The following is an 18,594-nucleotide window of genomic DNA, read 5'->3' on the forward strand; positions in this document are numbered from 1 at the left end:
TCAACCCCCTGCATAATCTATATTTTACTTGCTATTTAAAACGTATAAATCTCTGAAACGACACATAAAAGCTCGTAAATACGCATAAATCTCTGAAACGGCTCATAAAAGCTCGTAAATACGCATAATTCCCTGTAACTGCGCATAAACGTCGTCAGAAACGTATAAATTCCAAAATCGACGCATAAAAGTCTCCAATTGCGCATTTCAAGGATTGCACGATCATGCAATCTACCATTCATTTTACAGTAAGTCCCGCCGGAATTAAATTCAAACGAAAAACGGAACACCCTTCGAAAGGATGTCCCGTCAAACGCATGATTTACCGCACTAATCCGCCATGGATCTTTTCAATATTGTATCGTAAAAACTTAACATATGACCCGCCGTCCGTCCCCGGTTTACCGAGCTCATCCGAATAAAGTTCTGAAGCGATGTCAACGCCTGTCTCCTTCGACACGGTTTCCATCGGACGTCTATCGACATTCGTTTCAACAAATAAGGCTGGCACATCATGCTCCTTGATAAAATCGACTAAATTCTTGATTTGACGCGGCGTACCGATTTCCTCCGTGTCGATATCCCAGAGGAACGCTTCCTGCAACCCATAGCGATCCGTCATATATTGGTAGGCACGCTCACTAGTGACAAGGATGCGGTGCTGTTCAGGAATCTCGCTGATTTTCGTCTTATACAACTCATCGATCTCATGCAATTCCTTCAGCAATGCGTCCGCATTCTTCTCATAGGAGTCTTTATGGACAGGGTCGATTTCTGATAGGGCGTCGCGCGCGTTTTCGACCATTTGAATGCCTACGATCGGATCAAGAAAAGCATGAGGATTAATCTCCTCGTCTTTTCCGTCAGCGGTCGTAATATATTTCGGTTCCACACCTGCCATCAATTCATATACATCATTCTCATCTTTTCCGACGGAGGCGATCAGTTTGGAAAACCAACCAGTTTTTCCGCCTTCCAAGTTCAGGCCGTTGTAAAAGATCGCATCCGCATCAGCCGCTTTTTTGATATCTTCGGGCAACGGTTCGTACTCATGCGGGTCAGTGCCTATCGGAACCATGCTATGCACGGCGACCCGGTCGCCTCCCACTTCATTTACGATATCGGTTAATATGGAAAATGTAGCTACGATTTGGATTTTATCCTCCTCCGCCCCCTCTTTTTTCCCGCCGCAAGCGCTGAGAAGCAGTGCCATTATGGACACAATGCTAAGTGTCAAAAGTTTACGTTTCATTCAAAAGACTCCTTCTTTCTAGTAGTTACTCCATTTCTATTTTTTCGAATCCTAACGGAACGCCAAAAGATGCCTTGTTTAGGTGAGAATACAAAAGCGATCAGGAACAAGACAGTTGTAACGAGAACAATGACCGCACCGGATGATAAATTATGCTCAAAACTGAAATAAAGTCCGACAATTGCTGAAAACGCGCCGAACGCCGCAGAAAGTACAATCATCACAGACAATCGGTTCGTCAATAAATAAGCTGTCGAAGCGGGAGTGATGAGCATCGCCACAACGAGAATGACACCGACCGTCTGCAGAGAGGCCACTGTCACCAATGTCAGAAGAATCATCAGGACATAATGGATCAGCCGATTCGGCAATCCGTAGGAAGCCGCAAATGTCGGATCGAACGTGCTGACGAGCAGTTCCTTATAGAACAGAATGACGACGAGCAAAACGATCGTTCCAATGACCAAAGTCATCCACATATCTGAGGATCTAACGGACAACACATTCCCGAACAAAATGCTTGTCAGATCTATGGTTGATTTCGCTTTGGCAATCAAGATGATGCCAAGTGCGAAAAAAGAGCTGAAAACGATACCGATTGACGAATCATTTTTCACCCGGCTGTTTTGTGAAATGAAACCGATGCCTACGGAAGTCAATAGCCCAGTGAAGACTGCCCCGTAAAGATAATTGATGCCAAGCATATAGGAGACCGCAATGCCAGGCAGAACCGCGTGAGAAATGGCATCTCCCATCAACGCCATGCCTCTCAGAATGATGAAGCAGCCTATCACTCCACATATGATGCCAACCATAATTGAAGTAAACAATGCCTTCTGCAAAAATACATAATTTTGGATGTCGGAAATGAAGTCCATTATATAGTGACCCCCAATGTATCCCATAATCCATATTGTGACTGGTATGCGGTTTTCAATGATTCTGGCTGCATGACCCGTGCCACCGGACCAGATGTAACCAACTCTTTATTCAGTAATAGAAGTTCATCGAAATAATCTTCCACTTTCGTTAAATCATGATGAACGACAAATACCGAGTTCCCAGCATCTCTCAGCTCCTTCAGTATGCCGATGATGAGTGCCTCACTCGTGACATCAATGCCGACGAACGGTTCATCCAAGAAGAATATATTCGCTTTCTGTGCAAGTGCCCGTGCTAAAAACACACGTTGTTGCTGCCCACCCGACAACTCGCCGATCTGCCGCTTTGCAAACTGATCCATTCCGACCTTTTGCAGGCATTCCAGTGCCCACTGCTTTTCGGACCTTCCAGGACGTCGGAAGATGCCGACTTGTGGATAGGTCCCTAACTGAACAGTCTTCTGAACTGTTATCGGGAAATCCCAATCGATTGCAGCCCGTTGAGGGACATATGCGACTTTTTTTCGGACATCTTTCATCGGTTTGCCGTCTATTAACACCTCTCCATGATCTCGATGAATCAAATCCAAAACTGCTTTCATCAAAGTGGATTTGCCAGCCCCATTCGGCCCGATGATGCCGATCAGCTTACCGCCGTCAACGTTGAAATTAATATTTTTCAATACATTTTCCCCATCATAAGAAACCGATAAATCTTTCACCTCTACTTGATAGGTCATTTTAGCATCTCTCTTTCTGAATTCAATTTAGTTACTACTGTATGTCTGTATGTCGCAGGAAGTTTCCCGAAGGCAACTTTAAGCTCAAAAAAATAAATCATCCAAATGTTTCCCTAAGGAAACTTTGCTTCTCTATAATAATCGATTCATTTCACATTGTAAAGCAGAATTATTCATCCATATAAAAAAAGCCGATCGCCCATTTTTACATCGGGTGATCGGCTGCTTTCAGTTATTCGAAAAATACTTTATCTACATTATATTTTGCGCGCAATGTATTGATGATATACGTTTCATAGATTTCCCGTTCCATCGGATCTTCGATAACGATGACGGAGATTTTGTTTATTTCATCTCGGTGATTTTTCACAGGTGACACATTGTCTTCAAGATGTTTTTTTACGCGCTGACGAAGCTTTCTTGCTTTCCCCGCGAATAGTAGTTCATCACTTTTATTGTAAAAAAGGATAAGTCCCCCTTTATCGCGCGGGATTTCATGCAGATCGATAAAGCCGTTGATCGGTTTGATCGGCGCTTCCTCTGCTTTCATTTCTTGCTGGCGCTGCTGAATGGTGACATCCGGCTTCGGAATTGTAATTGAGATCATTCATTTTCACGTCCTCTTCTTTTGTGAATCTAAATCCTACCATAATTTTGAACGAAATGCTAAATGTTATGCAGTATGTTCATGAACCGATGTATTTTTTCAAAGAAGTCATTTGTCATTCCTCTTCTCATATACTAGAGGACTTACGGAAAAGAAAGGACGTTGCCGAGTTGGATTTTCCGGTTTCCATATTGACGAAGAAACTTCCTCATTCCTCGCCCAAAATCAATGTCTATTACCCTGTTGTGACACAAATGAAAGATGCACTCATTCAACGGAAAATAAACAGCGCCATCATCCGCACCCTCAATGAAGTCCTTGTCGATCAACAGTTTTACAATCCTGTGCTCGTCGAACTGCTGGCCAATTTCGAAATAAAGAACAATCAGCGTGGGATTCTCAGCTTAAACTTAATTGTTTACTCTTTCACTGGTGGCGCTCATGGGCATACAATCATCAAGTCGCTTACGTTTGATACGAAAACCGGCAAACAATATGCACTCAAGGACCTATTCCAACCGGGAAGCGATTATGTAAAGAAGTTATCTGACATAATCCGAATAGACATTACTAAATGGGACATCCAGTTATTGGACCCCCCATTTACAATAATTCGACCTGATCAGGATTTCTATATTGCCGACACTTCACTAATCATTTATTTCCAGTTATACGAAATTACACCATATGCATGGGGGTTCCCATACTTCCCGATTCCCATTTTAGATATTGCGGATATCATTCTACCTCAAGGACCGCTCGACCGGATGATGGCATTCACATAACAAAACGCGCAGTGAACGTTAGCCGCGCGCTTTTTTTCGTTTATTCTTATATCGGAAACCAAGAAAAATAGCAAGTAAACCAAGAACGAAAAGTCCGAACACCCACCATCGAATGATGCCTTCATCTAAAGTTTCCTCTTGACTGCCATCATTGCTAACTTCCTGACCTTCTCCTAGTTCGTTCAAGTCTTCTGCCGCGTTGGAAAGTTCAGTCGTCCTATGACAAATCGTCGTGGATAAAGTGCCCGGTACATACATGTTACTTGCCGATGCATACACAAGATATTTCTGCCCCTTTTCAAAGGAGTATCCACAATCCCCGCCATCATATCCAGTAGTAATGGACGTCTCGGATTCTTTTATTCCCTTCCAGGTTTTATCCACTTTGAGATGGACTGTTCTGCCATAAGCGCCCCCAAAGAACTTCTTATTCTCGACAATTTCCACCACTTCGCCACTGAATACTGCATCCGCCTTATCTAATGCTTCTTCCGGCGATGGCGGCATGATGCATGAGCAAGCAGAAACATCCAATGGTTTCCACCATAATAAAACCAACAACATTAGGCCGACAGGAAGTATATTCTTACATCTCAAACGATTCCAACCCCTCTCCCTCATTAACAAGTAGACGTTAATTAGGAGATATTCGTTTCAAATTTCAATCAACAAACTGGAACAATAAGATTTGCTTCATTATTCTTCGGTGAATTCACAGCAGATGAGACACTATAAGCATCCATCTGCTTCTCATCGAACGAACGTAACATATTCCCCAGGAAATCCACATCATCATTTCTCGGATCAAGCCAAGCCGCCTCGTCCTCCCTCTTCAAAATGACCGGCATCCTGTCATGGATCGGTTTCATCAATTCATTCGGCGCGGTCGTAATCGCGGTGCATGTATGGATGACCTTACCGTCAGGAGATTTCCATGATTCCCACAGCCCAGCTATGGCGAACAACTCATCATTCTTAAGCCTGATGCGCATTGGAATCTTCTCTCCGTCTTTCCTTTGCCATTCATAAAATGAATCCGCCGGAAGAATGCAACGCTGTTTTTGGAAAGCTTTTCGGAAGCTTGGTTTTTCGGCTACCGTTTCAGCCCGGGCATTGATCATTTTATAACCGATCTTCTCATCTTTTGCCCATGGAGGAATGAGTCCCCAACGAAGATGCCCCAGACGGTTCTTCTGCCCATCATTGATGACGGCGACTACATTTTGAGAAGGGGCGATATTGTAGCTCGGTATATAGTCACTTTCGGCAAAGGCCGATTCAATATCGAATCGGTCAAGAATTTCATAATACGGGGCAAATAAAGTGAAACGGCCACACATAGGAATCCTCCTCTTACTTTCATGATTATTTAGGTAATGGTACCATTATCTTTGGAGAGAATCATTAATAGTGATACAAGAGAATGCAAAGAAAAGGGGAAACTCATGACAAACAAACCGTATAAAGCGTTAGTGACAGATCGAATCTTCTTCGGCGGTGTTGATGCAATTGATGAATTAGTGGCTAATGAAAAGATTGATGTCATCTATGATTTGCGAGCAAAAGTGGACGGACCATTGCCGAGCGACCTAAGCGTCCATCAGCCTCTATTGGATGATGCAGATGAACAAGATAACTCCATTCGCGAAGCCGTGAATAAAGTAATGGATGCATACCAAGATGGAAAAAATGTCTATTTCCATTGCAATACAGGAAGAGGACGAGGCGGTACACTGGCGGCAGCCACTCTACTTGAGTTGGGAAAGGCGGAAAATATTGAGGAGGCAGAGCTGATGACTCAAGCAATCCGCCCCGAAACAAATATTAAGCCCGCATTCAAAGCCGCATTGAATCGGATTTATACAAAGTGAAAAAGTGGAGGCCGGGGATTTTCCCCACCTCCACTTTTGATGTTACTAGACAGAAGATTAATCCCGCTTCCTTCTTCTTGCCTTCTTTTTCACTTCCTGTTCAATCTTTTCAAATTGACGAATGTCAGTTGGCCTGACCGTAATCGGTTCTTTCCCCAACAACTTCCCTAAGGACAACATGAGCAAAATGAGAAAGAGCGTAAATGGAAGGGCAGAAACGAGAGACGCTGATTGCAAAGCCTCCAAGCCGCCTGCATAGAGCAAAACTGCTGCAATCGCAGACATGAGGAAACCCCAAATCATTTTGACTACTAGCGGAGGAAACAAGCTTCCTCTCGTCGTCATACTTGCCAAAATATATGTTGCGGAATCGGCAGATGTAATTAAAAACGTGAAAATAAGAACGACTGATAGTAAAGACATGACTCCTGTAAATGGCAAGTGTTTTAGAGTTTCGAAGATGGCTGAAGTGACATCTGCATCTACCGCTTCAGCAATCCGCGTCCCGTTGTTCAAATCGCTGTACAATGCCGTCCCGCCCAATGTGGCAATCCACATGCAGGCGAACACGGGCGGCATGATCATCACTCCCGCAATGAACTCACGGATCGTACGGCCTTTAGAAACACGGGCAACGAAAGCACCGACGAACGGAGACCAAGCAATTGTCCATGCCCAATAAAAGATCGTCCACTCCTTCACCCAAGTCCCGCCTTGATAAGGCTGCAGCCTCAAACTATATCGAATGAAATTATTTATGTAGTCTCCAATCGCCAATGTGAAGCTCTCCAGGATGAATACTTTCGGACCGACGAAGAAGAAAAAGACAAGCATCGCGATCGCCATCGCTAAATTAAAGTTGCCCAAATATGCAATCCCTTTACCCAAACCGGAAGAAGCAGAAATCATATAGGCAACAAAAACAACGAAAATAATGAGCAACTGCACCCAATATGTATTTTTTGTTTGGAAGACATATTCTAATCCACCGCTCATCTGTAACACACCCATCCCGAGCGATGTCGCTATTCCCATAACGGTTGCAATAACGGCAAATGAGTCAATTCCCGTCTTCAAATACCGGTTGGAACCGACCAAGGGCTCCAATGCAGTCGAAATAAGGCCATCCTTCTTTTTCCGGAACTGCAGAAAGGCGATGACAAGCCCCACAATGCCAAAAATTCCCCATTGCGAAATCCCCCAATGAAAAAACGAATAGCCCATTGCAATTCTGGCGGCATTTTCGGATTGCGGCTCGACGCCATTCAGAGGCGAAGCAAAATAATGACTCATCGGTTCCGCCACTCCCCAAAAGACAAGTCCTACTCCAAAGCCGGCTGAAAAAAGCATCCCGATCCAAGTGAAAAACGGATATTCAGGCCTTTCATCATCCCCTCCTAAACGGATTGCACCAAACTTACTGATTGCCAATCCAATTAAAAAAGCGATGATCATGAAAACGGTCAATAAATAAAACCAACCAAACTTTGCCGTCGTGAATCCGTATAATTGTCCTGCAACCGTCTCAAACGGTTTCGGTATGACTGCACCAAGAACAACTAGTACGAAAATGACGACAGCCGATATGGAAAACACCGGGTTCTTCCAAAACTTCCTATCCAAAGCAAAATCGACTCCCATAAACATAGTTACTGAGTCTATACCCTAAACTGAAGGAAGATAACGTGCAACTTCAAAATCCAGTCCAATTCGCCTTCAGCGTTGCCGTTTCCGGTTAACCAATATATATAATGCAAGCACTGCAATCACGAGAATACTTGATAGCAAATACACATTGCGATAGCCCATCTGAACTGCGACAATCCCTAAAACATATGATCCAACAGCTAGCCCGGAATCGAATAACGTAAAAAACGTCGCGGTCGCATATCCGCTCCTTTGATGTGTTGTCGATTGAATCGCAAGCGTCTGCATGCTCGGTACCAATGCTCCATAGCCAAGCCCGACAAAAGCTCCTGCTATAAGAAATAATCCTGGGGAGCTCATGAAAGAGAGTATGAACAGACCGAAGAAAAATAGTAGGAAACCGGGGATCAAAATGTATGCCGGCCCTTTCTCATCAAAAATCCTTCCTGTAAATGGACGGGTAATGAGCATGACCGCCGCAAAGACGACAAAGAAGAAACTGGCTTGCGGCAATAAGCCTTTCTCTTGAGCGTATATCGATAAATAGGAAAGGACACTCGCATACGAAAATGCGATTAAACTTGCCAATATCGCAATCGGCATTGCTTTCTTCTCAAATAAATCGTTCAATGTAAACCCTTTCGACTTATTCTCATTGTGGCCTGTTTCCAACTCCGGAATAAGGAGTGCCACGAGCGCTCCAGTGGTCATTAGGACACTCATCAAAATGAATAATGCATCGTAGGAATATGACTGGATGATGAATAGAGCGATGAACGGCCCGATGACGACAGCCAAATTTGTCGACATGACGAAATAGCCAAGCCCCGCTCCACGTCTCGTTTTCGGAACGATATCCGCGGCAAGTGAACCTGCTGCTGTCGTAACAATGCTAAACCAGATACCTTGGAAGAAACGCAATGCAAGCAATCCTCCGAATGGAGTAATGAAATAGTAAAGTATGGTGCAAATAAGATAGAAGAACAAGCTAATCAACAACATTTTCCGCTTCCCTACAATATCTAGCAACTTACCACTAAATGGACGGACAATGATGGCGGAAACTAAGAAGATCGTCATCAACAAACCTGCTTCTTCGTCCGTCCGGCTTAAAGCATCTTTTGCGTAAAGCGGCAATGTCGATACCAAACCATAAAACACGATGAAAACGGACAAATTCGTTAAGAATAGACTAATGAACGGCTTTGTCCAAATCGGTTCTTTATAATTCATGAAAACAGTCTCCTTTTTTATATTTTTTCAGTACTTTCATGAGGATCTTCTCCTCATTTGATAAGCCTTTCAAACTTTGCTCCTCAATATACGCCCATTCGAATCTCTTGTAAAGGGATCAAAAAGGCTGCCAAATGAATGGCAGCCTTAAGCGTAAGCACCTTTCCAAGCAAGCGACTCCTCCCTATTTCATCGATAAGGGAAGTATTTATCACTCTGCAGAAGGCGCCATGATTTTTTGATCCTTTGGCAGAGCCAATCCGACTAAGCCGATGAATGGCAGGAAGGAGGCAATGACCATCGTAGGGAAGATGCCGATTGTATCCATCATCCTTCCGATAACAACCGCCCCAATCGCTCCCATCCCAAACGCCAAGCCGACAGTCAAACCGGCCATAGTCCCAATTTTACTCGGGACAAGCTCCTGCGCATAAATGACAGTGACAGTGAAGCTAAGCATAATGAAGAATCCGATTAACACCAACAGTAGCCCTACTGCCCAAATCGGAACATGCGGCAGGAGAACGCAGAGCGGCAATGGAACTAACAATGACAACACGATGACATTTTTCCTTCCGATCCGATCAGCCATCGGTCCGCCGAAAAATGTGCCCGCAGCACCAAGCGCCATGAATAGGAATATGTATAGCTGGCCTTGCTCAATTTTCAATCCATAGTCATTCATTAAGTAAAAGATATAAAAGCTTGTAACATTCGTGACGTAGAATGATCTAGCAAATATAATTGTCAACAATAAAGCGAGAGCAAACCCGATTTGCTTTTTTGTCAAATCGCCTATTGAAGAAAGGATCACCTTTTTCCGGTTGTTACTTTTCTCCAATTCTAATGTCTGTTTATACCAAGCGGAAATTTTGGTCAAGATGAAAATCCCGAGAGCCGCCACTGCAATGAAAATAGCTGCTCCCTTTTGACCAAGCGGCACTAAGACAAAAGCGCTGATCAGCGGTGCCAATGCTTGTCCTGTATTTCCCCCGACTTGATAAATTGATTGGGACAGGCCCCGTTTCGACCCGGCTGCCAAGAAGGACACACGGGATCCTTCCGGATGGAATACCGCTGATCCAAGCCCCAGTATGATGACGGACAGGAGAATGAGCCAATAGCTTGGCGCGATTGCCAATCCTGCCATTCCGATCAAGGAGAAAGTCATTCCGATAGGAAGCGCATACGGCATCGGTTTTCTGTCACTGAAATAGCCTACGACCGGCTGCAGTACGGATGCGACCATATTTAAAGCGAAAAATATGTATCCGAGCTGTGTAAAACTTAATCCTCTTTCCTTTTCCAACACCGGGAACATCGCCGGTATGACCGCTTGAAGCGTATCATTCAGCAAATGGCAAGCACCGATGGCAAACATGATCGGGTAGACCGGGTTGGCTGGATTTTGTGTCTGGTTATGAGCTGTCAACGAAATCCCCACGCTTTTTTATAAATTTAAACAATAACTCCAGTATACAGCAATCTAAAGAGTGAATGTTAAGAATCCGAAAAAGTCATTTTTTTCATCCGCCTCCCGTATTAAATCACGGGATTTCCGGGTAGATTACATGGTACTAGCATTCGAAAGGATTGAAGTTGAAATGGCTGGCTTTGGCAATATGTCCGTAATGACTTTGTTTCCGGTAACCCTTCTGTTGCTCACTATGGAGATCGTTTTCTCCTCCTACAAATCCTTATCTCCCAAATGGACAACGAGGCTGGCATACGGCAATCTTATCATTAACGCCGCTTGGACAATCGTTATCATTGTCCTTCTTCTCAATCCATCGCTCATCTTGCCTTATCTGGCTGACGTCCTCGCTGGAGTGTTCCAGAGGTCGCCCGAAGACATCATTCCACAGGTCCGTTTAATTGTCATGATTATTGGACTTGCATCAATTGCAACAGTAATAATCGATGCATTTACCGGCTTTAGAAAGCTCAGAGACGAAAAAGGCGATGTGAATGAAGCAACGCGGGAATGATATGAGCTCTAAGCAGTTATTGGAGCCCTTGTGCTAAGAACTGCGTGTTTAGTAGTGTTGATTCCGGGAAAACAAAGAACGGAAACACTTTACTAAATCGGAGGTGATTCAAATGGCGAAAATTGCAGTTGAAAACCCATTTGACGATGTGAAAGTGGCATTGGAGGAAAAAGGGCATGAGGTGAAAATGTTTGAAAGCGACGAAAATCTGAACGGCTATGACATCGGCGTTGTACGTGCGGTCAGCGATGTGAACGTCGATCAATTTGATTTTCCAGTCGTCAGCATTCACGGAATGTCCGTTCAAGATGTTGTGAATGAAGTTGAACAGCGCTTGGAACGTTAAAAAGGACCGGAATCCAATTTAGGATTCCGGTCTTCTTATTTTCATTCGCTATCCAATACCTTCTCCGTGCCGGCAACAACAACCGCCGCGGAAGCATCCCCGACGACATTCACCGATGTTCTCATCATATCGAGCACCCTGTCGATACCGGCAATCAATGCGATTCCTTCAAGCGGCATATTTACGGATGTCAGCACCATCGCAAGCATGATCATGCCCGCTCCTGGAACTCCAGCTGTCCCGATTGATGCCAGAATGGTAATGAGGACAACCGTCAGCAACTGGAGGAATGACAATTCCAGGTTGTAAAATTGTGCGATGAAAATGACGGCAACCCCCTGATAAATGGCCGTGCCATCCATATTTACCGTTGCTCCGAGCGGAAGGACAAAGCTCGATATCCTATTCGGAACGCCCAGATTTTCATTCGTATTTTTAATCGTTACAGGAAGCGTCCCCGAACTGCTGCAAGTACTGAAAGCGACTAGTGCTGCAGGGGATATCCCTTTAAAAAACCTTTTCGGACTCATTCCGGCGAATGACTTGACCGCCATCGAATAAACGACGACCGCGTGAAGGATACAGGCAATGTAAACTGCCAGAATCACTTTGACGAGCGGCAAAAGGACGGAAAGCCCATAATGACCGATGACCGGAGCAAGTAGGCCTAAAATGCCGATAGGAGCGAATTTCATGACAATCCCGGTAATTTTGTACATAATTTCGGCAAACCCTTCAAAGAACGTATAGACGGGACGCGCCTTTTCTCCGACCAATGTTATGGCTAGCCCGACGAACAATGCAAAGAAGATGATTTGTAAAATGCCGCCCGTCGCCAAAGCAGTGAACGGATTTTCCGGTATGATATTCAATATAGTCGTAATTGTACTTTGCGGTTCTTGCGTCGCCGATTCCGGAGCGACCAATCCATCGGATGAAATTGATAATCCTTTTCCCGGCGAAATCATGAATGCAACGGTAAGCCCAATAATAATGGCGATTGCGGTAGTCGCTAAATAATAGGCGACTGTCTTGACACCCATTCTCCCTAGCTGCTTCGGATCTGACGTACCTGCAACACCGACGACCAAGGTAGATAGAATGAGCGGAGCGATGATGAATTTAATTAACCGTAAAAATAAATCCCCGAACGGCTTAAGAAAATTGATGGAACTTCCGAACAAACTGCCCAAAATAATGGCTAACACGAAGGCGATAAAAATTTGCGTCACGAGATTGAATTTGATCTTCATGCCTCTCCCCTTTCTTAAATTTGTACGAATCTTTGCTACTACCAACATATACAAAACAAGTGCGTAACATGAATGAAACTGGACAATAAAAAACCCCCAGACCGCTTTCGCGAAAAGGGGGGGCTGTCAGATCCATCTGCCGACAATTGGATAATTATAAGTCTCACCTTGCAATGATTTCACAATCCCTAAGATTGGTACGATGATTGTCATCAGACCGAAAACGATGATCATCGGAATGCCGATTAAGAAAATGATTAAAATTGCAGATATGAAAATCAATGCGCCCATCACTAATTGGAACAAGAGCGCCTGAATGGATATTCTCTTCACTTCTGGATCATCCACAACCAAATAAATTATGAACGGAACAAGGAATGGGGCGAAAAACGCGCTAGCGTGAACGAGCACTTTCAATCCTGTGTTTTCCATATCGTCTACCTCCTTGTTTTCTACTGTACTAGTATATATATATACGGATAAGCAAGGAGGAAGTTTCAATTTCATTTCATTAATTCAAAGAATTTCTTTTCAATCAAATTTAAATCAATCTCTTCTATTGGATCATCTTTCAGTTTATAGCGTTCCTTCAACCTTAATATCCGCCTGACGCTTGCATCAATTCGTTCCTCGGAAATCGTCCCTGCTTTCACGGCGGCCATCAATGCATTGATTGTACCGACCTGGTTTTCATAATCACCGGCTATCAACAGCAGATCACTGCCAGCACTGAAGGACTGCAAAGCTGCTTCCGGCACTGTATAGTCATTGACAATTGCCCCCATCGTCAAGTCGTCCGTAATGACGACACCTTCAAACTGCATTTCCTCGCGTAATAGATCCGTTATGATCTTTTTGGACAAAGAAGAAGGATGGTTATCATCAAGTTCAGGGAACATGATATGGGCTACCATGATCGCATCAGCCTGTTCTTCAATCGCCCGCTGAAAAGGGATCAGCTCATTTTCACGCAGTTCATCGAGCGTCTTTTTTATGACTGGCAACGATAAATGGGAATCCACATGCGTGTCCCCGTGCCCCGGGAAATGTTTAACAACCGAAATGATGCCATTATCCGTCATGCCTTTCATCACAGCCTGGCCTAAATCTGCGACTTCATAAGGATCGGATGAGAATGATCGGTCCCCGATGACAGGGTTTTTCGGGTTGCTATGGACATCCAAAACAGGAGCATAGTTCATATTGTAGCCAAAACCGTGCAACAGATCCGCGAGATATACACCAGTTTGATAGGCAAGCGTTTCATCATCGATACGTCCGAAGTATTCCGCCGCAGGCAATTTTCTCATGCTCGAGGGCAGGCGGGACACGCGCCCCCCTTCTTCATCGACCGAAATGAACAACGGAATCTCATAACCCGAATTCGCCCTCTTGCTTTCATTCAATAACTTCAGTATCCCCGCAGGATGCGAAATATTCTTGCCTAGTAAAATGATTCCCCCAACATGATATTGACGAATTAGATGGTCCAACTCATCGCCAAATGTTTTCTCTTTCATCCCGACGATGAGCAATTGGCCGATCTTTTCTTCCAGCGTCATATCTTTCATCAATAAATCCACCTTGGCAATCGTGATTTCCGGCATCTCGGTCACTTGCGCCCTTTCGCTGAATGAAGGGGTTTCATTTCCTGATTCCTCCATTGCCGGACTACACCCTGCCAAAAGTAAAAGGATGCAAATAACTAACAATCCTATATAGCGAGAGGCAGGGTTCTTCCAATTCAACTCCAAATTTCTTTTGCTCTATCCAGGGAATCGAGTGAGATGCGGCCCTTTAACATCGGTGGGGGACAATGTCTATTATGTTCAGCAATTTTTTCATTCACTTCATCCACACGCTTTTGTAGATTGTCCTGTTCTCCGTTCGATGAAAGTGTTGAGATCACACCGATCATGCCACTGATTTCGTGCTGCAATTTCAACCAATGCGGTTTATAGCCTGCGTCTTTTGCAATCCGCTGAAAATGCTGGAACGTGTCGCCCGAAAAATACTCACTCGGCAATGGTTTTCCGAAGCCCTTCAAATTCTCCATGCCATCTTCACTTTCACGCTTTTTTAACATATCGCCGATCAGGTCATTGTATGGAGGCATCGAATTATCGGACATTCTTATCCCACTCTTTCGTCGATTTTTAGTAGCTCATTTTTGCCGGATGTATAGTCAAGCTTCATCTGCTCCAACTCAAGCTTCATCTTTTCGGTTTCGATGATGAAATTCTGTTGTTTCAGCTTCTCCAGTTCGATTTCTTCCCTTACCATTTCCGCCTTGAATTTCATCGTCTTCCGTTTATAGTCCGTCAAGATGGCGGTTATCGGCACACACATAACAATCGCTACAATTCCCATTACGTATAGCATCTTTCCAACTCCCCTTTCCTTTATTACTACAGAACTTCTGATGTATTCATTAACTTGGTTTAATTTCCTGTGAATGATGCTGGCATGACCACTCCGACAACTTCCCCGGTTGCACAAAGAACGTCATCTGCAAATACTTCCACATTCACTTTCCATTTCTTTGGATGAATCTCTTCGACCTTGCCGACAGCCTTCAGTAATTTTCCTTGTGGAGTAGGCTTCAAATAGTTCACATTCAACGAGGCGGTTACGAATCGGGGAACTTCCGCATCATCTCCAGGTTCATGGCCGTTCTTCCGATACAAAGCAAGTGCGCATGATCCCGTTCCATGGCAATCAACGAACGAAGCGATTAATCCACCATATACAAATCCCGGAATCGCCATATGCTTTTCCAAAGGTTCATAGTATGTAACCGTTTTCTCACCATCCCAGCCAGTTCGGAAGTGATATCCTTCCTCGTTCAGCCGTCCGCATCCGAAGCACCAGGCGAAGTCATCTGCATAAAAGTCTTGGATTGCATTTTCAATCTTTTCCATTTCACTACCCCCCGTATATTCTTTATTATTTGAATACTAGTATAACAGTAATCATCAAGTATCTCTTTCAGTAGCATTTCTCGGCCTTCAAAAAGTATTTCATTTATCTCGCTTCGCCATTAATTATTCTTCCCAAAAAATCATAGCATGAGTACTATTCCATATAAGCAACCACTGCGTATACTATACAAACGGAGACTGGAGGAATTGAACATGAAAATGCGGGCCTTCTTGCTCATCGCACTCATTATCGGTGGGATGTATACAATGATTGAAACCATCAATGATTTCAAGGAAAAAAGTTTCACTGAATTCATTGATACAGTTGATACCGAATTCGCTATGCTAACCTTCACAAAGCCGATGATGCACGGCTCTCCCGCAGAAACGTGGAGCATCGATGATGAACATAAGGTCGATGAATTACTTCAATTCCTGGAAAACTATCATGTTAAGAAATTAAAACCGGAAGAAATTGACCCGGATGACAATATCGATGAACTTACCATCAGCTTAAGAGATTCAGAAGGAAATAACATTACAATTGTCGTTGCTGAAAATCTGATCATCCAAAACTCGCTGCTCTATTATGAAATCGTAGATGGGCCACTTGATGTCGATTGGATCGTCCGTTTCTTCGTTAGCAATAAATCCTGAAGCTACTATATATGCACCGAGCATGCGAATTCACGCATAAAACTGTGGAAAGACGCATAAACGCTAGGAGAAACTTATAACTGCAACTATATGCGCATAAGTCTCCACAAAAGCTTATAAACTCACGTATTTACGCATAAAACTATTTAATTGCTTATTTATGCGCAGCTGCATATTGCAGTATCATCGTCCGTATCATCGGGTTCAAGTTAACAGGTAGTTCCTGCAAATTAAAGAAGCCTACTTCTGATGTCTCAACGCCGTCAGCTAGCAGTTCACCGCCACGAATATCGTCCGTTGCATAAACGATTGTCACCGAATAATATTCGTGGCCATTGTTTAAAACGGTATGAGTTTGTGCGCCGGATACTACGGTTACAAGATCCATCTTTCCGATCTGGATGCCCGTCTCCTCGAGAACTTCCCTCCGAGCCGCTTCTTCAGCAGATTCCCCAAGTTCCAGGAATCCCCCTGGAATTCCCCAACGTCCATCCAAATTTCTTTGCAGAAGGATCTCACCTTTTTCATTGAACACCCCTACTCCTGCGCCAGTCAGCAGTAAAGGCCGGTTTCCGACAACTTCTCTCAATTCCTCTATATATCCCACTATAAATTCCCCTTTTTATCATTAAACTTACTGGAAAGCGCGCAATGAATTTCTCTATGTTGATTTCCGCTACAGGCGGACGCTTTCCAGGGGGCGGGCGGTGAGCCGCTTCCTTCGCTTCGCTTCGTCCAGGGTCTCACCTGTCCCGCTAATCCCCCAGGAGTCGCCGCCTTCCACTTCAATCAACAATTAGTGCCACTAGTTCATAATTCTATTTTTAGAAACATCATTTTATAAAGATGCACAAATTGTAAAAGTCCCCGGAATTTTATCAGCAATCCCTTCCGGTGAACCTACAGGAAATGCCCAGTGAACTCCCTTATCCTCTTTCATTTTTCTTATCTTCAAATCGGAATTAATAAGGGCATTGACGACTTCGGATAGCATCCATTGCCGAATTATGTTTTTCTCCATTTTTTGTCGGCTTTGTTTGGGAAGTAAAGTTGAATAGGCCACCTCAACTTCCAAATGCTTATCACTAAAGTAGTTACCATCCAGTATCACTTCTCCATCTATGATACGTAACGTTTTTGAAACAATTGGATGATAATCTCTTACAATAAATATAGCTCTCTCTTTCATAAGCGTGGATACCTTTTGAAATAAAGGATGTAAATCAACGAAGTAATGAAGTACCCCCATTTCAAGAATGACGATATCGAATAGTGTAATTTCTTCTTCGGTCAATTCAAGCACATCTTTGACAATATAAGTAATCGAAACACCTGCCGCTTCTGCTAATTCCATTGCATAACGTTTATTTTCGGAAGATAGGTCGACTACTGTGACGTCGGCTCCAAGAAGCGCAAAACAAACGGCTTTATTTCCTTTTGAACCAAGTAAATTAAGGACTCTTTTTCCTTTCACTTCTCCAATTTCGTCCAAATAATAACTGACCTTTCTAGACGGATCTGCCATTAATTCGTTTGCGTAGTCATTAGGTGAGCCATGTCGTGTCAACCATGCTTCATAAGCGTTTTGGTTCCAGCCTACTTTATTTCTCCCGCTCATTTGCTGTTGATTCATCAAGCCTGCACTCCTTGGAATGTATACGCTATTGACGTTTCCAGCAGCTTCTCAATACCGCCTTCATAGTACGGCATTGCTCCATTTGCGAATGAAAGATCTTTCCATCTGGCTTCTAAAATGCCGCCTTTATCTTGGATTTCCACTTCCCCTTCCACCACTTCCGCCATAAACGTGAAAAACAAAACATGGTTATTTTCCTTCTGCCTGAATGCCTCGTTTACCGTCAGCAAACTCCCTATTCTGACCGTAAGGCCCGTTTCCTCCCAAGCTTCACGCTGCGCTGCCTGTTCCAACGTCTCCCCTTTTTCAACGCCACCGCCTGGCAAGGTCCAGTTATCATATTTCCTATTCTTCACCATAAGCACTTTTCCCTCTTTTAGGATGGCTGAATAAACAACATCGACTCGTTTCATGATTGAAATCCCCCATTTCATATATACTTAGAATCATAACTTATCACCGGAGGGATGGAAATGGAATTCAGAAATATCGATGAACAAATCATACAGAAATACAGGGAGGATGAAACGCTGATGATTCGCCTGTTCGTGCAATGGTGCGCAAACAATGAATTGGATCCTCAACTGCTCTACAAAAGAGCGTATCCCGAACAAGTAGCAAACACGGCATTACAAGAAGTAATTGAAGACGATGACGGATTTGACGACCTTCATATAGACAATGAAACGATGCTCGATGTCCTTCAACTTTTCAGCAATGAAGACCTTGCTTTCGTAGTCGCCGATGAGATCGAACGACTTGCGAGAAAGTGAAGAA

General features: G+C 43.8%; 24 protein-coding genes. 6 read left to right on the forward strand and 18 right to left on the reverse strand.

All coding sequences use genetic code 11. The annotated features are described in order from the left end of the window. Positions 1–322: 322 nt before the first annotated feature. The 4 genes from OC538_RS05485 to OC538_RS05500 form a co-directional block, all read right to left on the reverse strand. On the reverse strand, positions 323–1,252 hold the full coding sequence (locus OC538_RS05485) for a metal ABC transporter solute-binding protein, Zn/Mn family (protein ID WP_262173581.1): 930 nt from the start codon (positions 1,250–1,252) through the stop codon (positions 323–325). Further along, positions 1,249–2,130, reverse strand: coding sequence for a metal ABC transporter permease (locus OC538_RS05490; protein ID WP_262173583.1), 882 nt, complete (start codon positions 2,128–2,130; stop codon positions 1,249–1,251). Before OC538_RS05490 ends, OC538_RS05485 begins: the two co-directional genes overlap by 4 nt. Beyond that, positions 2,130–2,873, reverse strand: a complete 744-nt coding sequence (locus OC538_RS05495) for a metal ABC transporter ATP-binding protein (RefSeq protein WP_262173584.1) — start codon at positions 2,871–2,873, stop codon at positions 2,130–2,132. The genes OC538_RS05490 and OC538_RS05495 overlap by 1 nt, the downstream gene beginning before the upstream one ends. Positions 2,874–3,105: 232 nt before the next feature. Further along, entirely contained in the window at positions 3,106–3,480 is a 375-nt protein-coding gene (locus tag OC538_RS05500) for a nucleotide excision repair endonuclease (protein ID WP_251694101.1), read from the reverse strand. Between the two features lie 170 nt (positions 3,481–3,650). Between OC538_RS05500 and OC538_RS05505 the strand changes: the two genes are divergently transcribed. Beyond that, complete coding sequence (locus OC538_RS05505; protein ID WP_262173587.1) at positions 3,651–4,265, forward strand: DUF3298 and DUF4163 domain-containing protein; 615 nt, start codon at positions 3,651–3,653, stop codon at positions 4,263–4,265. Between the two features lie 18 nt (positions 4,266–4,283). On the opposite strand, the gene OC538_RS05510 is transcribed toward OC538_RS05505, so the two are convergent. Together OC538_RS05510 and OC538_RS05515 are read right to left on the reverse strand one after the other, a co-directional pair. Next, complete coding sequence (locus OC538_RS05510; protein ID WP_262173588.1) at positions 4,284–4,862, reverse strand: hypothetical protein; 579 nt, start codon at positions 4,860–4,862, stop codon at positions 4,284–4,286. A gap of 68 nt (positions 4,863–4,930) precedes the next feature. Next, the gene (locus OC538_RS05515; RefSeq protein WP_262173590.1) at positions 4,931–5,605 is read right to left on the reverse strand and encodes an SOS response-associated peptidase; all 675 of its coding nucleotides are present in this window, start codon (positions 5,603–5,605) and stop codon (positions 4,931–4,933) included. A 105-nt stretch (positions 5,606–5,710) separates the two neighbouring features. Here OC538_RS05515 and OC538_RS05520 point away from each other — a divergent pair, with 105 nt between their 5' ends. Next, on the forward strand, positions 5,711–6,136 hold the full coding sequence (locus tag OC538_RS05520; RefSeq protein ID WP_262173592.1) for a dual specificity protein phosphatase family protein: 426 nt from the start codon (positions 5,711–5,713) through the stop codon (positions 6,134–6,136). A 57-nt stretch (positions 6,137–6,193) separates the two neighbouring features. Here the strand turns inward: OC538_RS05520 and OC538_RS05525 are convergent, their stop codons facing one another. The 3 genes from OC538_RS05525 to OC538_RS05535 form a co-directional block, all read right to left on the reverse strand. Beyond that, the gene (locus OC538_RS05525) at positions 6,194–7,777 is read right to left on the reverse strand and encodes a BCCT family transporter (protein ID WP_410055861.1); all 1,584 of its coding nucleotides are present in this window, start codon (positions 7,775–7,777) and stop codon (positions 6,194–6,196) included. Between the two features lie 75 nt (positions 7,778–7,852). Beyond that, the gene (locus tag OC538_RS05530; RefSeq protein WP_262173595.1) at positions 7,853–9,016 is read right to left on the reverse strand and encodes an MFS transporter; all 1,164 of its coding nucleotides are present in this window, start codon (positions 9,014–9,016) and stop codon (positions 7,853–7,855) included. A 211-nt stretch (positions 9,017–9,227) separates the two neighbouring features. Next, positions 9,228–10,397: an MFS transporter gene (locus tag OC538_RS05535; protein ID WP_262175166.1), complete on the reverse strand. Its 1,170-nt coding sequence runs from the start codon at positions 10,395–10,397 to the stop codon at positions 9,228–9,230. A 190-nt stretch (positions 10,398–10,587) separates the two neighbouring features. Between OC538_RS05535 and OC538_RS05540 the strand changes: the two genes are divergently transcribed. Both OC538_RS05540 and OC538_RS05545 read left to right on the forward strand, forming a co-directional pair. Then, on the forward strand, positions 10,588–11,004 hold the full coding sequence (locus OC538_RS05540; protein ID WP_262173598.1) for a hypothetical protein: 417 nt from the start codon (positions 10,588–10,590) through the stop codon (positions 11,002–11,004). A gap of 112 nt (positions 11,005–11,116) precedes the next feature. Continuing rightward, positions 11,117–11,350: a YkuS family protein gene (locus tag OC538_RS05545; RefSeq protein ID WP_262173600.1), complete on the forward strand. Its 234-nt coding sequence runs from the start codon at positions 11,117–11,119 to the stop codon at positions 11,348–11,350. Positions 11,351–11,391: 41 nt separating this feature from the next. On the opposite strand, the gene OC538_RS05550 is transcribed toward OC538_RS05545, so the two are convergent. The 6 genes from OC538_RS05550 to OC538_RS05575 all read right to left on the reverse strand — a co-directional run bounded on the left by OC538_RS05550 (position 11,392) and on the right by OC538_RS05575 (position 15,524). Further along, positions 11,392–12,597 (reverse strand): dicarboxylate/amino acid:cation symporter, encoded by a 1,206-nt coding sequence (locus OC538_RS05550; RefSeq protein ID WP_410055862.1) that lies wholly within the window; start codon positions 12,595–12,597, stop codon positions 11,392–11,394. A gap of 132 nt (positions 12,598–12,729) precedes the next feature. After that, on the reverse strand, positions 12,730–13,035 hold the full coding sequence (locus OC538_RS05555; RefSeq protein ID WP_251700674.1) for a DUF4870 domain-containing protein: 306 nt from the start codon (positions 13,033–13,035) through the stop codon (positions 12,730–12,732). A 71-nt stretch (positions 13,036–13,106) separates the two neighbouring features. After that, positions 13,107–14,267 carry a beta-N-acetylhexosaminidase gene (gene nagZ / locus OC538_RS05560; RefSeq protein ID WP_262173603.1) on the reverse strand — a complete coding sequence of 387 codons (1,161 nt, stop codon included), beginning with the start codon at positions 14,265–14,267 and terminating at the stop codon, positions 13,107–13,109. 80 nt (positions 14,268–14,347) lie between these two features. Further along, the gene (locus tag OC538_RS05565) at positions 14,348–14,734 is read right to left on the reverse strand and encodes a DnaJ family domain-containing protein (RefSeq protein ID WP_262173604.1); all 387 of its coding nucleotides are present in this window, start codon (positions 14,732–14,734) and stop codon (positions 14,348–14,350) included. A 2-nt stretch (positions 14,735–14,736) separates the two neighbouring features. After that, on the reverse strand, positions 14,737–14,985 hold the full coding sequence (locus OC538_RS05570) for a hypothetical protein (RefSeq protein WP_251694087.1): 249 nt from the start codon (positions 14,983–14,985) through the stop codon (positions 14,737–14,739). Positions 14,986–15,044: 59 nt separating this feature from the next. Further along, entirely contained in the window at positions 15,045–15,524 is a 480-nt protein-coding gene (locus tag OC538_RS05575) for a PaaI family thioesterase (RefSeq protein WP_262173605.1), read from the reverse strand. 213 nt (positions 15,525–15,737) lie between these two features. On the opposite strand from OC538_RS05575, the gene OC538_RS05580 reads away from it, so the two are divergent. Then, a complete protein-coding gene (locus OC538_RS05580) occupies positions 15,738–16,181 on the forward strand; it encodes a hypothetical protein (protein ID WP_251700671.1) in 444 nt (147 codons plus the stop codon). A 154-nt stretch (positions 16,182–16,335) separates the two neighbouring features. Here the strand turns inward: OC538_RS05580 and OC538_RS05585 are convergent, their stop codons facing one another. The 3 genes from OC538_RS05585 to OC538_RS05595 form a co-directional block, all read right to left on the reverse strand. Further along, positions 16,336–16,788 (reverse strand): NUDIX hydrolase, encoded by a 453-nt coding sequence (locus OC538_RS05585; RefSeq protein WP_262173606.1) that lies wholly within the window; start codon positions 16,786–16,788, stop codon positions 16,336–16,338. Between the two features lie 231 nt (positions 16,789–17,019). Beyond that, complete coding sequence (locus OC538_RS05590) at positions 17,020–17,814, reverse strand: class I SAM-dependent methyltransferase (protein WP_262173607.1); 795 nt, start codon at positions 17,812–17,814, stop codon at positions 17,020–17,022. Beyond that, positions 17,814–18,230 carry an NUDIX hydrolase gene (locus tag OC538_RS05595; RefSeq protein WP_262173608.1) on the reverse strand — a complete coding sequence of 139 codons (417 nt, stop codon included), beginning with the start codon at positions 18,228–18,230 and terminating at the stop codon, positions 17,814–17,816. The genes OC538_RS05590 and OC538_RS05595 overlap by 1 nt, the downstream gene beginning before the upstream one ends. 60 nt (positions 18,231–18,290) lie before the next feature. On the opposite strand from OC538_RS05595, the gene OC538_RS05600 reads away from it, so the two are divergent. Further along, complete coding sequence (locus OC538_RS05600) at positions 18,291–18,590, forward strand: hypothetical protein (protein ID WP_262173609.1); 300 nt, start codon at positions 18,291–18,293, stop codon at positions 18,588–18,590. The last annotated feature ends 4 nt before the right edge of the window (positions 18,591–18,594 follow it).

This window comes from Saccharococcus sp. Marseille-Q5394 (assembly GCF_946901335.1).
Classification (GTDB): domain Bacteria; phylum Bacillota; class Bacilli; order Bacillales_A; family Planococcaceae; genus Sporosarcina; species Sporosarcina luteola_C.

What these genes read in the sequence shown, in the direction of transcription:
- OC538_RS05485 (WP_262173581.1), bottom strand. Translation starts at nt 1,252, where the DNA reads ATGAAACGTAAACTTTTGACACTTAGCATTGTGTCCATAATGGCACTG.
- OC538_RS05490 (WP_262173583.1), bottom strand. Translation starts at nt 2,130, where the DNA reads ATGGACTTCATTTCCGACATCCAAAATTATGTATTTTTGCAGAAGGCA.
- OC538_RS05495 (WP_262173584.1), bottom strand. Translation starts at nt 2,873, where the DNA reads ATGACCTATCAAGTAGAGGTGAAAGATTTATCGGTTTCTTATGATGGG.
- OC538_RS05500 (WP_251694101.1), bottom strand. Translation starts at nt 3,480, where the DNA reads ATGATCTCAATTACAATTCCGAAGCCGGATGTCACCATTCAGCAGCGC.
- OC538_RS05515 (WP_262173590.1), bottom strand. Translation starts at nt 5,605, where the DNA reads ATGTGTGGCCGTTTCACTTTATTTGCCCCGTATTATGAAATTCTTGAC.
- OC538_RS05520 (WP_262173592.1), top strand. Translation starts at nt 5,711, where the DNA reads ATGACAAACAAACCGTATAAAGCGTTAGTGACAGATCGAATCTTCTTC.
- OC538_RS05525 (WP_410055861.1), bottom strand. Translation starts at nt 7,777, where the DNA reads ATGGGAGTCGATTTTGCTTTGGATAGGAAGTTTTGGAAGAACCCGGTG.
- OC538_RS05530 (WP_262173595.1), bottom strand. Translation starts at nt 9,016, where the DNA reads ATGAATTATAAAGAACCGATTTGGACAAAGCCGTTCATTAGTCTATTC.
- OC538_RS05535 (WP_262175166.1), bottom strand. Translation starts at nt 10,397, where the DNA reads ATGTTTGCCATCGGTGCTTGCCATTTGCTGAATGATACGCTTCAAGCG.
- OC538_RS05540 (WP_262173598.1), top strand. Translation starts at nt 10,588, where the DNA reads ATGGTACTAGCATTCGAAAGGATTGAAGTTGAAATGGCTGGCTTTGGC.
- OC538_RS05545 (WP_262173600.1), top strand. Translation starts at nt 11,117, where the DNA reads ATGGCGAAAATTGCAGTTGAAAACCCATTTGACGATGTGAAAGTGGCA.
- OC538_RS05555 (WP_251700674.1), bottom strand. Translation starts at nt 13,035, where the DNA reads ATGGAAAACACAGGATTGAAAGTGCTCGTTCACGCTAGCGCGTTTTTC.
- nagZ (WP_262173603.1), bottom strand. Translation starts at nt 14,267, where the DNA reads ATGGAGGAATCAGGAAATGAAACCCCTTCATTCAGCGAAAGGGCGCAA.
- OC538_RS05565 (WP_262173604.1), bottom strand. Translation starts at nt 14,734, where the DNA reads ATGTCCGATAATTCGATGCCTCCATACAATGACCTGATCGGCGATATG.
- OC538_RS05570 (WP_251694087.1), bottom strand. Translation starts at nt 14,985, where the DNA reads ATGCTATACGTAATGGGAATTGTAGCGATTGTTATGTGTGTGCCGATA.
- OC538_RS05575 (WP_262173605.1), bottom strand. Translation starts at nt 15,524, where the DNA reads ATGGAAAAGATTGAAAATGCAATCCAAGACTTTTATGCAGATGACTTC.
- OC538_RS05580 (WP_251700671.1), top strand. Translation starts at nt 15,738, where the DNA reads ATGAAAATGCGGGCCTTCTTGCTCATCGCACTCATTATCGGTGGGATG.
- OC538_RS05590 (WP_262173607.1), bottom strand. Translation starts at nt 17,814, where the DNA reads ATGAATCAACAGCAAATGAGCGGGAGAAATAAAGTAGGCTGGAACCAA.
- OC538_RS05595 (WP_262173608.1), bottom strand. Translation starts at nt 18,230, where the DNA reads ATGAAACGAGTCGATGTTGTTTATTCAGCCATCCTAAAAGAGGGAAAA.
- OC538_RS05600 (WP_262173609.1), top strand. Translation starts at nt 18,291, where the DNA reads ATGGAATTCAGAAATATCGATGAACAAATCATACAGAAATACAGGGAG.